This window comes from Streptomyces sp. ME02-8801-2C (assembly GCF_033793965.1).
Taxonomy (GTDB): domain Bacteria; phylum Actinomycetota; class Actinomycetes; order Streptomycetales; family Streptomycetaceae; genus Streptomyces.
Genome location: NZ_JARAXP010000007.1, coordinates 71372 through 85824, shown reverse-complemented (window position 1 = coordinate 85824; position 14453 = coordinate 71372). Strand labels below are relative to the sequence as shown.

General features: G+C 69.2%; 14 protein-coding genes and 3 pseudogenes. 6 read left to right on the top strand and 11 right to left on the bottom strand.

The genetic code is table 11. From position 1 onward, the window contains the following. Positions 1-14: 14 nt before the first annotated feature. Positions 15-602, bottom strand: coding sequence for a class I SAM-dependent methyltransferase (locus PV396_RS23345; RefSeq protein WP_319207545.1), 588 nt, complete (start codon positions 600-602; stop codon positions 15-17). A 138-nt stretch (positions 603-740) separates the two neighbouring features. Here PV396_RS23345 and PV396_RS23340 point away from each other — a divergent pair, with 138 nt between their 5' ends. Then, positions 741-875, top strand: coding sequence for a hypothetical protein (locus PV396_RS23340; protein WP_319207543.1), 135 nt, complete (start codon positions 741-743; stop codon positions 873-875). 253 nt (positions 876-1128) lie between these two features. Here PV396_RS23340 and PV396_RS23335 read toward each other — a convergent pair whose 3' ends face one another. From PV396_RS23335 to PV396_RS23310, 6 genes are all read right to left on the bottom strand, one after another. After that, positions 1129-2022, bottom strand: coding sequence for an esterase/lipase family protein (locus tag PV396_RS23335; protein ID WP_319207542.1), 894 nt, complete (start codon positions 2020-2022; stop codon positions 1129-1131). Positions 2023-2142: 120 nt separating this feature from the next. Further along, a complete protein-coding gene (locus PV396_RS23330; protein WP_416071466.1) occupies positions 2143-3042 on the bottom strand; it encodes a DNA polymerase Y family protein in 900 nt (299 codons plus the stop codon). Positions 3043-3529: 487 nt separating this feature from the next. Continuing rightward, complete coding sequence (locus tag PV396_RS23325) at positions 3530-4267, bottom strand: SDR family NAD(P)-dependent oxidoreductase (protein WP_319207539.1); 738 nt, start codon at positions 4265-4267, stop codon at positions 3530-3532. A gap of 143 nt (positions 4268-4410) precedes the next feature. Further along, positions 4411-4653, bottom strand: coding sequence for a YceI family protein (locus PV396_RS23320; protein WP_319207537.1), 243 nt, complete (start codon positions 4651-4653; stop codon positions 4411-4413). A gap of 23 nt (positions 4654-4676) precedes the next feature. Then, complete coding sequence (locus PV396_RS23315; protein WP_319207535.1) at positions 4677-5081, bottom strand: group II truncated hemoglobin; 405 nt, start codon at positions 5079-5081, stop codon at positions 4677-4679. A 325-nt stretch (positions 5082-5406) separates the two neighbouring features. Further along, complete coding sequence (locus PV396_RS23310) at positions 5407-6054, bottom strand: isochorismatase family protein (RefSeq protein WP_319207533.1); 648 nt, start codon at positions 6052-6054, stop codon at positions 5407-5409. 109 nt (positions 6055-6163) lie between these two features. On the opposite strand from PV396_RS23310, the gene PV396_RS23305 reads away from it, so the two are divergent. The 5 genes and pseudogenes from PV396_RS23305 (at position 6164) to PV396_RS23285 (ending at position 9553) form a co-directional block, all read left to right on the top strand. Then, positions 6164-6541, top strand: a complete 378-nt coding sequence (locus tag PV396_RS23305; protein ID WP_319207530.1) for a helix-turn-helix domain-containing protein — start codon at positions 6164-6166, stop codon at positions 6539-6541. A gap of 598 nt (positions 6542-7139) precedes the next feature. Then, positions 7140-7553: a cupin domain-containing protein gene (locus tag PV396_RS23300; protein ID WP_319207527.1), complete on the top strand. Its 414-nt coding sequence runs from the start codon at positions 7140-7142 to the stop codon at positions 7551-7553. Between the two features lie 166 nt (positions 7554-7719). Beyond that, a complete protein-coding gene (locus tag PV396_RS23295) occupies positions 7720-8742 on the top strand; it encodes a zinc-binding dehydrogenase (protein ID WP_319207525.1) in 1023 nt (340 codons plus the stop codon). A gap of 108 nt (positions 8743-8850) precedes the next feature. Further along, positions 8851-9105: pseudogene (locus tag PV396_RS23290) on the top strand (NAD(P)-binding domain-containing protein); the annotation flags it as partial. Positions 9106-9208: 103 nt separating this feature from the next. After that, entirely contained in the window at positions 9209-9553 is a 345-nt protein-coding gene (locus PV396_RS23285; protein WP_319208462.1) for a hypothetical protein, read from the top strand. Between the two features lie 121 nt (positions 9554-9674). Here the strand turns inward: PV396_RS23285 and PV396_RS23280 are convergent. The 4 genes and pseudogenes from PV396_RS23280 to PV396_RS23265 all read right to left on the bottom strand — a co-directional run. Next, a pseudogene (locus PV396_RS23280) lies at positions 9675-12368 on the bottom strand (S8 family serine peptidase); the annotation flags it as partial. Between the two features lie 242 nt (positions 12369-12610). Further along, entirely contained in the window at positions 12611-12805 is a 195-nt protein-coding gene (locus PV396_RS23275; RefSeq protein ID WP_319207522.1) for a hypothetical protein, read from the bottom strand. Between the two features lie 92 nt (positions 12806-12897). After that, positions 12898-13917, bottom strand: a complete 1020-nt coding sequence (locus PV396_RS23270; protein WP_319208400.1) for a LacI family DNA-binding transcriptional regulator — start codon at positions 13915-13917, stop codon at positions 12898-12900. A 67-nt stretch (positions 13918-13984) separates the two neighbouring features. After that, positions 13985-14287 (bottom strand): annotated as a pseudogene (locus tag PV396_RS23265) (hypothetical protein); the annotation flags it as partial. Positions 14288-14453 lie beyond the last annotated feature (166 nt).

Below are 14453 nucleotides of genomic sequence, written 5' to 3'. Positions count from 1 at the left end.
GGGCGCGAGCGCGGTCAGGTGCCGGCCAGTACCGCGTACCGCTCGTCCTCGACCTCGCGCCCCCACAGCCTGGCGTCGCCGGACAGCCGCTCCACCTGTACGTCCGCGGCGAGGGGCGTGAGCAGCGCGGTGAGCGTGTCGGCGGGTATGCCGGCCGGGCTGACCGTCCCCCACACCCCCTCGACCAGCACCATGCGTCCGCCGGCCCGGAGCAGCCCCCGCCAGTGGCGCAGCACGCGCGCGGGGTCGGGCAGGGTCCACAGGACGTGTCGTACGAGCACGACGTCGAAGCGCTCCTCCCCCACCGGCGGCGCCCCAGCGTCGCCGACCAGGAACACCGCGTCACGGCCGGCGAGCTTGCTCCTGGCCCGCTCGACCATGGACCGGGACAGGTCCACGCCGGTGACGCGGTGTCCCTGCTCGGCCGCGAGGAGCGACAGGCTGCCGGTTCCGCAGCCCAGGTCGAGGACGTCGGAGGGGCGGTCGGGCAGCCAGGAGCGAAGGCGGGCGGCCCAGGCCTCGCGCACGCCCGGGTCACGCAGGCCGTGGTCGGGTTCGTCGTCGAAGGTGGCCGCTTCCGCGTCCCAGTCGGTGTCGGTCATGGGGCCAAGAGTGACACCCGCCACTGACAATCGAATCGTGACGGCCGCCACTGACAGACCTGGCGCCGATGAGTCACCCTCCCGGAAATGGTCTATCTCCGTGAAAACGCGGAACCCGCTAGACCGAAGGAGGCAGCCATGCGCCGCATAACCGTGCAGAAGCCCCTGAGGAAGTCGGACGCCCGCAGGGTGCGGGAAGAGGCCGACGAACGCACCACCGAGCGTTCCGAGGTCCGCAAGGACATCGCACGCACCTGGTGGCCCGACGGGTGAGGTCCCGCCCGCGGGGCAACACCGTCGTTGCGGCTGCGCGCCACTGCCTCGCCGACCGTTGCCTGAGCGCAGTCCGAACCCTTCCTTAAGCCGACCATAAGGATCTCTCTCACCTGCCTCCAGCAGGCGATTTCGCGGAAATCCGGGGCTAGTTTGGTGATCGCCCCCGATCTGCCGTACTGCCACTGAGTTTGCCGGGGTCTGACCGGCGGCTCAGGCCGGCCAGACCCCGGCGGAGACTCTCCGGCCGGGGTCAGCCGATCGCCGACAGGCAGGTGGTCGTGGTGGCGTGGGCCGGGTCCAGGGCGTTGGTCACCTCGTGGAACACGATCCGGTCGAGCAGCCCGACAGCGGCGTGCTCGGAGATATCCAGCGGACAGAGGTCCTGGATCAGGACGTTGTGCACGTCGGAGCCGGTCAGGAACTGGCTGCGGTACGGCGTGACCACCTCGTCGTACTGGGTGGCGAGGACCGTGTAGCGGACTCCCGGGACGGTGTCGCCGCCCGCGTTGAGCCTGGCGAGGAAGGCGGACCCCGCCACCTGGTCGGCCAGGGCCGGGGTGGCCATGGAGAGCAGGTCCTCGGCCCCGGGGAAGTACTTCAGCAGGTTGGTGAGCCCGTTCAGGGTGGTGCCGTGATTGCTGGGCGCGATACCGACGAAGGTGTGCACCTCGGCGGCGCCTCCGAGGAACTTGAGGTAGTAGCGGGGCATCATGCCGCCCTGCGAGTGACCGACGAGGTCGGTCTCGCTCGCGCCGGTCGCGGCGAGCACCTTGTCGACGAAGGAGGCGAGCTGCCCGGCCGACCTGTCGATGGGCCCGAGGCCGTAGAAGAGGGGGACGCCGGGCAGTTGGCCGTAGTCGAGGGAGAAGACGCAGTAGCCGCGGTTCATCAGATACGGCGCGAGGGTGAGCCAGTTGTCGACCCCGTTGGCGAAGGTGCCGTGCACGAGGACGACCGGGCGGGGGTGGGCGGCGGAAGGCCTGCAGGAGTAGTCGTTCCAGCCGCCGCTCGTGGTCGGCGCGGCGGATTCGGCCTGGTCGGTGCGGGTTTCGGCGTGCGCGGCGGTGGCGACGGGCGCGACGGTGGCCGCGGCGGCCAGCAGGAGTGCGGCGAGAGGTCTGAGTGCGCGTTTCCAGGGCAGCATCGAGTGATCTCCTTGCGGCTCAAGGGAGTTGCGACGGCTCTACGCCCTGTGATCCGGATCACGAGGATGCTGTTCACTCGTCAAGTTACGAGCGAGTAGCACAAACTGGGAAGTTACGCGTCAGTAAAAACTTTCGCCATGACCGGGGACTGTGATAGAGGGCCACTGCGCCCGCACCCGGTTTCGACCGATGTCGGCTCCTTCCAACTCCTTGGCGTGCAGGGCGAGTCCGCTCACTCGGGCAGGCTGCGGGGCGAGCGTCTCGTCCATCGCACGAGCGGCGCGGATGAGTGCGGCGGAGTCGGCGGTCGGCCTCCCGAGCGGACGGCTGCGGGTCTCTGCCGGGTGGTCGGCATAGCGCAGGGTGAGGGTGAGGGTGCGGCACGCCTTCTCCAAGGCGCTGAGCCTTGCGCCGAGTTCACGGGCCGCCGAGCGCAGGACGGCGCGATGGCATTCCGGTACGGACACCACGCGCTCGGCGGTCAGACAGCGAGCCGGGTGGGTGTTCGGCACCACCCGCCCGCAGTCGACGCCGGAGGCCTTTTCGCGCAGGTCGCGACCGACCTCCGTACCGACGAGGCGGCACAGGACGGCCAGCGGTGCCGCGGCGACCCGGCCGAGGGTGTCGAGCCCGTGGACTTCGAGGGCGCGGGCGGTGGCACCGGTGACTCCGGGGAGGGTGTCCACGACTCGCGATGCGATCAACTCCGCTACGGCGTCGGGCCGTTGGGGCAGACGTCGAGGAACTCCAGGAGTGGCTTCACACAGGGCGAACCGGGCCAGGGTCGGCCCGGGGCCGATCCCCACCGCACAGTCGATCCCGCACCGGGACAGGGACCGTGCACGGATCTCCGCCGCCAACTCCACGGCGTCCCGCTTCGACTCCCGCATGCCGTCGTACGGTCCCAGCAGCGCCGCGTCGGGCGGCAGCGCCTCGACGACGGGCGTGAACTCGCCCAGCAACGCGAGGAGTTGCGGCAAGCGGGTCTCACGCATGGGCGGTGGCAGTTCGAAGCGCACGCAGAGGACGGTCACACCTTCATTTCGCGCCCCACGGGCATCTGGATGTGGCCGAAGCGGACTTACGCCCCACCTCGCGCATCGTTACCCGTTCGAAACATGACTTGACTCACGTCACACTTGGGGATCCCGTTACATTTGAGCCTCAGGAGACGAACTGCGGGACATCAAGCGCCGCCTGCACGCCCTGGAGACCGCGCAACGCGCCACACCGACAGCCTCCCTACGGGCGACGACCGCAGCGACAGGGACAGCGCCGGCCGAGGAGGCTCCCGACACGGACTCCCCGACTCCCGAGGACGAGCCGCGTTAGGTTTGGTCCCGTTGCCTGCTCTCGCGGTGCGCAAGCAGGCCGGCGGTGGCCGGGTGGACGATTCTTGGGCGGCCACGGGTTCGGGCGGGGTGAACTTGTGGACGGGCGCTCATCGCCCACGCCTACGACGGGTATGCCCGCGCACGCGCCCCGCTCGGGAACCCCGTCACCCCGTCACCCCGTCATCCGGGCCAGCACCTTGTCCAAATCCCCGTCCGTGTTGAGGACGACGTGCTCGCCGGCGATCGACGGCGTACGGGCGACCCCGACCGCCGCTTCTCCCACCTGGTCGGCGGTGAGCCAGCCAGGGGCACCGCTCGGGCGGCGGCGGTTGATGATCGGGCCGAGGACGAGGTCGTTGACCCGGCCGCGGCCGTCCAGTTCGGCCGTGAGCACCTCTCGCATCATCAGCTGTGCGGCGCCCTGCATGCTGACGATGCCCGCGGACGGGACGGGCTTCTTCGCGGAGAAACCGGCGACGGTGGTGTAGCTGCCGTCCTCGGACAGGCGGGGGACGAAGGCACGGACCAGTGCCATGTGGGACGTGGCCACGTCGACGAAGACCTTCTGCCAGTCGTCCGCGTCGATCTGCCACAGCTCCTTGCCGGCCCACCAGCCGCCGACCGAGGCCACGACGTGGTCGACGTGCTCGAACCGGGCCACGGTCTCCGTGGCGAACTGGTCGGCCTCGTCGAACGTGGCGTAACCGGCCGCGACTGTCGTCAGCCTGCCGGCGAGTTCGGGGCCGATCAGCTTGACGAGTTGGTCGAGGCGGCTCCGGCTGCGGCTGGGGACGACGACGGTGGCGCCCGCCCTGAGGAAGGCGCGGACGATGCCCTCGCCCACGTTGCCGGTGCCGCCCGGTACGACGACGACCTTGCCGTCGAGAGAGGAAGCGTTGGCGATGCTCATGCTGAAGTCCCTTGCTCAGTACATCAGTTGGCGGGCGGCAGTTGGTCGTCGGGCACCGAGGCCGGCACAGCCTGGACGTTGACGGTGAACTCGACGTCGTCGGATATGAAGCCGTGGAAGGCGGAGACACCGAAGTCACTCCGCTAGAGGCGTCCGGTGGCGGTGGCGCCGACACGCGGCACGCCGAACGCGTCGGCGACCGGCCCGGCCGTGTCGGCGACCAGGTCGACGGTGCGGGTGATGCCGTGGAGGGTGAGCTCGACCGTCATCAGGTACTTCGGCGGCACGTCCTTGGCCAGGGACACCAGACGCACCTTCGCCTCGGGGTGCGCGGCGATGTCGAGGAACTCCTCACCCTTTGGTGTGCTGGTCGCGTGCCTGCACACCGCTGGGTAGCAGGGTGGAGCGGTCAGGCTCCGAGCATCGTTCTGGCCTGGTCGGGGCTCAGGTTGGAGACCTGCACTGTGGTGTGGGACGTCCCCTGGAGGTACTGGACGAAGACGGCGATGAAAGCCTCCGGCATGCCCGTCTCACGGGCGGACTCGGTCATCAGCTCCAGCCAGCGCGCCCGCTGGCCCTCCGTGATGTGGAGCCCGACATGCCGCCTGAGCAGGAAGCGCAGGTCGCCTCGCTCGCGCAGGTAGTCGTCCGGGCCGCCGAAGTTCATGATGAAGTAGCCGGCGATGTGTTCGGCGTGGTCGTCCTTGCCGCCGAACATCTCTGACAGCAGGGGATCCGCCTGCGCCTTGGCCAGGAACGTCTCGGTCATCCGTCGCAGGGCGACGCTGCCGCCCGCCAATTGGTACAGGTTCATGTGTTCTGGTCCTCTCGGCCCATGCCGACCGGCGTCTGCCGCGAGCGGACCTGTTGGTACATGGGTAGCTGGAAAGCTGCGGCCTGGACGGGGCGGCGCGCCGGTCCCGGAACGCGCCGTAGCCTGTCCGCGCCTCACCTCCGTGGGTTCGGAGACAGCCCATTCGCCGCCCACACAGGTCCTTGGGCCCGCCGTGCCGCCGAGACAGCGGGAAGACCACGCCGGCAGTACGAAGGACTGCGTCCCCGTTCCTGGGGAGCGCCGGACCCGCCCGGAAAGTGACCGTGGCGGGCCAAGCACGGCGACGGTGAGCCCGCTGCGCCGGTCAGGCGGCGGCGAGGGCCGACGGCACCGTCAGCGTGTGCTGGAAGTACTGGCTCGTGAGGCTGAACGTGGCCAGGTGCTCACCAGCGATCTCGCCGAGGGCGACTGCCTTGTCGACGTCGGCCCAGCTGCGCGCGAGCTCCGCCCCGAGGGAGAACCAGGTGGTGGGCACGGCGCCGGCCTGGACAAGGCGCCGTAGCGCCGCGTCCTGGCTCTGGACGCTCTCGCCGGCCGACGCATCGACCACGACGGAGACCTCGTAGCCGGCTTCGAGGGCCGAGAGCGCCGGGAACATCACGCACACCTCGGTCCAGAGACCGGCCAGGACGAGCCTGCGGCGCTGGGTGCGCTCGATCGCGGCCACGAAGCCGGCGTCGTCCCAGGCGTTGAAGGTGCCGTTGCGGGCGATGACCGGGGTCTCGCCGAGGACGCCGAGCAGCTCGGGAAAGAGCGTCGACGACGGGTCGGTGTCCTGCCCGTTGGTCACGACGAGCGGCACGTCCATCCGCTTGGCCAGCTTGGCCAGGGCGACGGTGTTGTTGACCAGCGCATGGCGGTCCATCGACTGCACCGACAGCGATGTGCCGAGGTTGTGGTCGATGAGCACGATCGCGCTGTTCTCAGGCGTGTGCAGATCAGTGTGCGACATGGGGGTCCTCCGAAGCTGGGTGGGATACGCCATGAACGCTACGAGCGTAGGTTACTAATGTCAACCTAGTTCCATTAAGTAACTTAGAGGCCTGGGGTAACCTAGTTTCATGGAGTCGATCGCACCGCACGCGTTCTGCCCTCGCTACCTGCACGCTGTCGAGTTGATCGGCAGCCGTTGGATGGGAGCGGTGATCCGCGCCCTGCTCCACGACGTGGAGCGGTTCAACGACCTCAAGCACGCCATCCCCGGCGTGAGTTCGCGGATGCTCACCGAACGACTGCGCGAGCTCGAGCACGAGGGAATCGTCGAACGGCGTGTCGAAGAAGGCCCTCCGACGCGAGTCAGCTACCGGCTCACACCCAAGGGTCGTGCGCTCGGCGCCATCGTCGATGGCATCACCCTCTGGGCGCACGCCTGGGAGCCGGAGCAGCAATCAGAGCAACCAGAGCAACACGTCCTCACCGACGGCGGCGCCACGGCCTAGTACGCCGGCGGTGTTGCGAGTGGGTTCGTCGGTACGGACTACCGCGAGGAAGGCGTGGGCGAGCACCGAGAGGGTGCCCCCGCAGGTCCAAGAGGGGTAGCGGCGGACCCGGTGGCGCCGCCCTCAGCACGCCGCCATGCCCGGCAAAACGGGGTGTCGGGCCAACACGAAAGTGCTCCGACCGAGCGGTCCCCGATCCGCTTTCACAACAGGGGCAGCCGGTCCGACCCCGGCGATCAGGCGATCAGGCGATCCCGTACGTCTCGATGTTCGCGAACTGGTCGTGCCCGATCGGCCGAGCTCACGGCCGATGCCCGAACGCTTGGTGCCCCGAACGGCATCTGGATGGGCGCGGCGGTCGGCCTGTTCACCGACGGCCGAGTCGGCCCGGTCTGAACCGGTAGGCGGACCCCCGCAACCTAGGACCTCAGTTGTCCTGAGTGGGCGGCCCGGTGGTGTCGTTTCATCGGCCTGGCGCTGTGGATCACCGGTCGGCGCGGTGTGCTCGGGCGTCGCACCACGTAGCACTTGTCACGCGGCAGTGCTCGTTTGACAGCCCTGCCGCAGAGCACCCGCACCACAACCAAGGAGGAGCACCGTGAAGTTCACCAAGAGTGGCGGCCGGACCGCCCAGGGACCCCAGGAGTGGTTCACCGGCGACGTCTACATCGAAGGCGTGCGCAACCCCGACGCGCAGTCGGCCATCGGTTGCGCGCACGTCCGGTTCGCCCCCGGCGCGCGGACGGCGTGGCACAGCCATCCCAGGGGCCAGACGCTCTATGTCACCGACGGCATCGGTTACGTCGCCGGACGCGGTGGTGAGATCCGCGAGATCCGTCCTGGCGACGTCGTCCACATCGAGCCGGGCGAGGAGCACTGGCACGGTGCCACAGCCGACCGCTTCATGGCCCATGTCGCCATGCAGGAAGCCGACGACCAAGGTCAGGTCGTGTTCTGGGGCGACCACGTCACCGACGCCGAGTACGGCCAGGCACCACGGCCTTCGGCCTGACCGCCGCCGCCACCCCGCCACCCCGCCACCCCGCCACCTACCGAAGCCGCGAAGCCGGCCACACCCCGGGCAGGATCGTCCCGCGCGCCGGCCGGTGAGTCACCACCCGATCTCACGCTCGATCACGCCTGATTGGGCGCGGAGCCCACAGCCTGAAGGAACCCTGATGCGCGCAACCCTCATGTACAGCGCCGGCGACGTCCGCGTCGAGAACGTCCCCGCCCCCGGCATCCAGAAGCCCACCGACGCACTCGTACGTGTCGTACGTACCTGCGTGTGCGGCAGCGACCTGCACCCCTATCACGACCTCCCGGCCTCGGACCGCGGCACGACCATGGGACACGAGTTCCTCGGTGTCGTCGAGGAGGTCGGCGCCGACGTCCGGGCCGTGTCCGACGGGGACCTCGTCGTCGCCTCCTTCTCCTACCAGGACAACACCTGCTCCGCCTGCCGCGACGGTGTCCAGACCGCCTGCCCCCACGGCGGGTTCTTCTCCACCGCCCAGGCCGAAGCAGTCCTCGTCCCCCACGCCGACGGGACCCTCGTCAAGCTCCCCGTCGAGGAGGACTCCGACCTCCTGCCCTCCCTGCTCACCCTCGCTGACGTCTACGGCACCGGCTATCACGCCGCGAAGCAGGCCCGCGTCACCGCGGGCGACACGGTCACCGTCATCGGTGACGGAGCGGTCGGCCTGCTCGCTGTCCTGTCGGCCAAGCAGCTCGGAGCCGAGCAGATCATCATCATGGGCCGTCACGCCAGCCGCACCGACCTGGCCCGCGAGTTCGGCGCCACGGACGTCGTCGCCGAACGAGGCGAGGAAGGCATCGCCAAGGTGCGCGAACTCACCGGCGGACACGGCACGCACAAGGTCCTTGAAGCCGTCGGCTACCGCAACGCCTATGACCAGGCCGTCGGCGTGGTTCGTCCCGGCGGCGTCATCAGCCGCGTCGGTGTACCCCAGTACGACGAGGCGCCCACCGGTTTCACCAGCCTCTTCGGCCGTAACATCACCCTCAACGGCGGCCCCGCCCCCGTGCGGGCCTATATCGAGGAACTGCTGCCCGCCGTATTGGACGGCACCGTCAACCCCGGCCGGGTCTTCGACCGCACCGTCAACCTCGACCAGATCGCCGACGGCTACCACGCGATGAACGACCGCACCGCCCTCAAGGTGCTGGTGACCCCGTGAGGACCGACTCGATGTGCGTCGCCCCGCCGTCGTCCCTGGAGCCCGCGGCTCCATGAAGACCGCGGCCCCAAGGAGCACGCACCGGTCATCACCCCTGAAAGGCGCATCATGAAGATCACGGTCCTCGGCACCGGAAAGGTAGGGCGGTCCTTCGCGAGTCGACTGGCCGGTCTCGGCCACGATGTCGTCGTCGGAACTCGCGACGTGGACGAAACGCTCAGCAGGACGCAGGAAGACAGGGCCGGGATGCAGCCCTACAGCGCGTGGCAGCGCGAACACCCCGCCATCGCACTGACTCCCCTCGCCGCGGCCGGTGCGCACGGTGAGCTCATCATCAACGCGACCTCCGGAGTGGCGACACTGAGCGCGCTCGAAGCGGTGGGCGCGGAAAACCTCAGCGGCAAGCCTCTGATCGACATCGCCCTGCCCCTCGACGGAGCACCAGGACAGCAGCGGGTCGCTGGTCGTGGCCAACACCGACAGCCTCGGCGAGCGGATTCAACGAGCCTTTCCGGACGCCCGGGTGGTGAAGACGCTCAACACCGTCCACGTCGACGTCATGGTCGACCCCGCCCGCGTACCCGGGCAGCACAACATCTTCGTCTCCGGAAACGACCCGGAGGCCAAGCGCACCGTCAGCACGCTGCTGACGGAGTTCGGCTGGCAGTCGAACGCGATTCTTGACCTCGGAGACATCGGCACGGCACGCGGGGTGGAGATGTACGCGTCCCTGTACTTCACCCTCGCGGGAGTTCTGGACACCTTCAACATCGCCATCGTGCGACGCGAGCGCGGTCTTCGTTCTTCGTAGGTGAAGCAGTCCTGCCGGCCGGGGGTCACGTCGACAACCGTCCGCGGAAGTGCGGGTGTCCCATGTGTCGGGACACCCGCTTCCGGTCACTTGAGAGGTACTGCTAGGACGCGGCCTCGCCGATCGTCGGACCGCCGACGGACGCGCCGTGGACGGTGACGGCGAGCTCGTAGGAGTTGTCGAGGAGTGCCGCGTTGTAGGGGCCCCGGGTCACGATCTCCCACACGCCGGGCGTCGGGTGGGCGTACTCGACCACGTCCGGCGCCGGGTTGACGTCGTCCTCGAAGGAACGGGGGACGCCGAACGGGTCCACGCCGGAGAACAAGGAGTTGTTGTCGCCGGTCTGGGTGCGCGTGATCGCCAGGGAGGTGGCGCCCTCGGGCACGGTCACGAAGTAGGCGCGCGTGGCGTTGCGTTGTACCGAGCCCGAGACGGAGTAGGTGGGCTCGGCCGGGGTGGAGACGATGACGGTCGTCAGGATCTGCCTGTCGACGCCCACGGTAGCCGGGTCGTCGGCCTGCAGAATGGCGCTCTTGACACCCGCGGACGTCGGCGCGGCCTGGACCTTGACCGTCACCGGCTGGTTCAGCGGCAGTGCGACCACGCGCGGGCCGACGACCGAGAAGGTGTTCTCAGCGTCGTTCTTGAAGCGCAGACTGTGCGGAAGCGGCCCGTCCGGTCCCGACGTACGGGTGAGGGCGATGTCGTACGACTTCTTCTGGCCGGACTTCAGTCCGCCTTCGCGGTCGTAGAGGCCGGTGCCGAAGCCCGGTGTCTCGAGCGCCTGGGCGAGCAGGGTGTCGACGGGTGCCTTCACGAGGTAGTCATGGGCGGTCGCGCCGGCCTTGACCGCGCTCCAGGCGGCCATGACGTCGATGCGGCCCGCGCCCTCCTCGTAGGCCTGTACGCCCTCGAGGTGGGCGGCGGTCGAGGTCAGCGCCGTGCGCAGCTTCCTGGGTGTCAGGTCGATGCCCTGCTTCTTCGCTGCGGACAGCAGCAGTGCCGAGGCACCCGCGGCCTGCGGGGAGGCCATCGACGTGCCCTGGATCATGGCGTAGCCCGCCGGCAGCTTCCAGCTGATGCCGGGTACGGGCTGGAGGCCCGGCAGCCAGGTCGGGTAGACGCTGACGGCGGAGGCGGGCGCGAGGAGGGTCGGGGCGAAACCGCCGTCCTCACGCGGGCCACGCGCGGTGAAGGGGTACAGCACGAACTTCCGCCCCACGACCGAGCCGTAGTTGGCGGCCGCGGTCTCCTTGGAGTACCACCCGCCGACCGCGATGACCTTGTCGGCGACGGCGGGAGTGCCGATGCTGTTGACTCCGGGGCCGTCGTTGCCCGCGGCGAGGACCAGTTGGACGCCGTAGGTGTCGATGAGGCGTGTGTACAGCTTGGCGAGCGCGTAGTTGCCGTCGTTGAGGGCGATCGGCGGGTCACCGAGCGACATGTTGACGATGTCGACACCGCGGTTGACCACGAGGTCGATCATTCCCTCGGCGATCGCGACGTTGGTGCAGATCCCGCCCGGGACGCAGGCGCGTGACGAGACGATCCGCGCGCCGGGGGCCGCGCCGTTCATACGGCCGCCGAACAGGCCGTTCGCGGCGGCGATGCCTGCCACGTGGGTGCCGTGCGCTTCCACGGTGACACCGATGTTGACGAAGTCGGCCTTCTTGCCGACCCAGTCGCCGCCCAGCGGGTCCGTCGGGACGTCCCTGCGTATCTCCACGACGAACGGCATGCGTTCGGCGACGTCGGTCGACGGGTCGTCGGTGCCCAGGTAGCCGATCTGGTAGCCGTCCTTGTAGGACTTCATCGGTGCGTCGTCGGTGAAGTCGGCGTTGTCGTTCACGTCGACGGTGACCGTGCCGGCCGCCGCGTCGTACAGGACGCCCCAGGCGTCGGTGGTGTCGCCGTCGCGGTTGACATCGCCGTCGGCGGTGCTGCCCGTGGTGGCCGACTCGTGGAACTCGTTGATCTGGTGGGAGCCCTGCGGGGCCTTCCATGACCTGCCGTCATAGGCGAAGGCCGGCCCGGTCACCGGGGTCGTCATCGGACGCCAGGTGGCGTCGCCGTCGACGACCGGGTCGGTCGACGTCACCCAGTCGACAATCTTGCGCTCACCGGTCGTCGTCTTCTGCAACGCCGGGTGGGCGACGTCCACGCCGGTGTCGAGGACACCGATGGTGACGCCTCGCCCGTCCGCCGCCGGGTTCCTCCTCACGAAGTCGACGGCACCCGTCTCGACGGTCGGGGTGTACGGGTTGGCGGCCGGTGTGTCCTTGTCCGGGCCGGGGTAGCTGCTCGAACCCGCCTCGGCGGACACGCCCTTCGTACGGTTCGCGCCGGACAGCGGAGGTTCCGGTTCGATCTTCTGCCGCAGGTCGATGGCCTGCACGGAGGAGAGCTTGGCGGCTGCCGTGAGGGCCGAATCCGCCCTGGAGACGGGCACGGTGGCCCGGACGTATCCGAGCTCGTCGTAAGTGCGGCCCACGGAACCGCCCTTGACCGCGTCGAGTGCCTCGGCGACCTGTTCGGTCCGGCCGGGCGCGGTCGCGATCATCATCGTGACGTACTTGTCGCCACGCGCCTTCGCGTCGGCGAGAAGGCCGACGTCACCTGAACCCAGCTTGGCGTCCGGGGAGTTGAGGGCGGGATCGGCGACTGGCGGGGCGACGACCGGGGTGGCCGGGTCCGCCGAGAAGGCGAGAGGTGTCGGCGCGGCTGCGGAGAGCGCAGCCACCAGGCCTGCGGCAACCGCTATGCGGGCCAGGCGTCTTGAGCCCGCCGTGGGGGCGGGGTGGGGGGTGTGGGGCATGGGGGCATCCCTGTGCTGAAGGAACGGTGAGGGGCGGGCGAGTAAATCGATCCAATAAGATCGCCGCGTCAATTCGAGAGATGGTCTCGAATGATCGTCCAGTCTCACGCAACAGACGGCCACGCACCAGGATTTCTTGCGAAGAACTGGTGAATTCCCTGTCTGCCAGGGCGAGTTGGCGAGTCGGCCGCGCGCACGCACGCATCGGCACATCACCCTCCGACGCCGCAGGGGGTGAGGGTTCAGTCGCCGTTGCCGTCGGTGTGGACGTCGTGCGCCTGCCCTGATTCACTCAGCATCCGGCCGACCCTCCATCGGGTGGCGCGACGGAAGGCGTCGGCGCGCGAGGCGTCGATGCCGCAGATCGCGTCGAGCACTGCCTGGTACGCCTGTTGATCGTCGACGATCCCGGCGAGGCCGCTCCTGAGGGTCAGCACGCCCCGGGAGCGCGTGGGCCGCGAATGTCCCTCGGTAAGGTAAATCGATTTAATCGCAACCCGGGTGTACCTGCCGTGCGGAACCTCCGGTGTCAGGTTCCGGTGGTGGAGTCACGGACCACGAGTTCGGGCGCGAACTCGATCTGCGGCGCCACGCCCCGGTCCTCCGTGCCCCCGGAGGCGCGCAGCGCGGCGATCTCCTCGAACAGCAGCTGCGCGGCGGCCGTTCCCAGCTGAGCGTGGGGCGTGCGCACGGTGCTCAGGGGAACGATGGTCGACTGGGCGAACTCGATGTCGTCGTAGCCCACCACCGCGACGTCCTCGGGCACGCGGATGCGGCGACCGGCCACGAACGACTGGACGATGCCGATGGCGAGCAGGTCGTTGGCGCAGAAGAGGGCATCGGGCCGGTCGGCGTCGGCGCGGCGGGCGAGGCGGTCGGCGCAGGCGATCCCGGCCTCGACCGACCGTTCGGGCACGGAGATGAGTTCCAGCGTGGCATCCGGCACCTGCTCGATCACCGACAACGCCCCTCGCTGCCGGTCGGCGATCTGCTGGAGATCCAGGGAGGAGGCGACGAACCCGATTTTCCGGTGGCCGAGTTCGACGAGATGCCGGACCGCGAGGCGGGCGCCGGCGACATGATCGATGGACACCGACGCCTGGGACGGGGAGACCGCGTGTCGAGCACTCAGAACGCTGGCGATACCGCGCCGACGCAGGCGCGCCAGCTCGTCCTCGACGTCACCGACGGGCGAGATGATGATCCCCGCCACCCGCTGCTGCTCGAAGAGCTGCAGATACTCACGCTCACGCTGCCGGGATCCGACGTCATTGGCCATCAGCAGATACATGCCTTCGGCGGACACGCGCTGCTCGATGGCGGTGGCGATCTGCGGGGTGGTGGCGCTCGCGAGTTCGAAAGCCACATAGCCGATGACCGGACTCGCCCCCGTACGCAGCATGCGAGCCGCGTCGTTGGGCACGAACCCGAGCGTTTCGACCGCCTGCCGGATCCGCTCCCTGGTGGTGTCCGAGAGCTTGCGGGGCTTGTGGAAGTAGTTCGACACCGTCGACTGGGACACCTGCGCGAACTCGGCGACGTCCCGAATCGTGACCTTGTTCAGCGGTTCTCCCGGCTGTGCTCATGCCCTGTGACGACCTGTGAGGTCATCGTAGTCAGGGTCGTGTCGGCGGCTCGACAGCCGTTCGACAGTGGGAAGGGCAGCCTCGATGCGGCGCAGCGGGCGCCGGGTGGCGGACATGGCCGGTCGGCGTCCGTGACACGGCGCCGCACCACCTCGATCTCCCGGGTGCCTCGCACTCCGGCCGCACACCCGCCTCCTGGCGGATGCGCTCCATGAGAGCGGCCAGGATCTCGGGCTCCGGCCGGGTGGCCACGTACCAGGCGGTTCGACCGCCGTACGTGTAAGGGATGACGGCGGGCGCGCCGACGAGCGGGCCGTCCGCCTGTGCGGCGACGGCCTCGGAACCAGCGAGTCGGCTGCGTTCCGTTCACTTCGCCACCAGCGTCTGAGCGGCGTTGGTGCATTTCGGCTCCCGGCAGACCGGCGTATCCAAACATGGCACGTCAGCAGTAGGGGTACAGCGGAAACTGGGCCGTCGAGCGACCACAAACAAACATGAC

Coding starts and splice junctions, on each gene's coding strand:
- PV396_RS23345 (WP_319207545.1), bottom strand. CDS start 602: ATGACCGACACCGACTGGGACGCGGAAGCGGCCACCTTCGACGACGAA.
- PV396_RS23310 (WP_319207533.1), bottom strand. CDS start 6,054: ATGTCGCACACTGATCTGCACACGCCTGAGAACAGCGCGATCGTGCTC.
- PV396_RS23340 (WP_319207543.1), top strand. CDS start 741: ATGCGCCGCATAACCGTGCAGAAGCCCCTGAGGAAGTCGGACGCCCGC.
- PV396_RS23315 (WP_319207535.1), bottom strand. CDS start 5,081: ATGAACCTGTACCAATTGGCGGGCGGCAGCGTCGCCCTGCGACGGATG.
- PV396_RS23325 (WP_319207539.1), bottom strand. CDS start 4,267: ATGAGCATCGCCAACGCTTCCTCTCTCGACGGCAAGGTCGTCGTCGTA.
- PV396_RS23335 (WP_319207542.1), bottom strand. CDS start 2,022: ATGCTGCCCTGGAAACGCGCACTCAGACCTCTCGCCGCACTCCTGCTG.
- PV396_RS23295 (WP_319207525.1), top strand. CDS start 7,720: ATGCGCGCAACCCTCATGTACAGCGCCGGCGACGTCCGCGTCGAGAAC.
- PV396_RS23305 (WP_319207530.1), top strand. CDS start 6,164: ATGGAGTCGATCGCACCGCACGCGTTCTGCCCTCGCTACCTGCACGCT.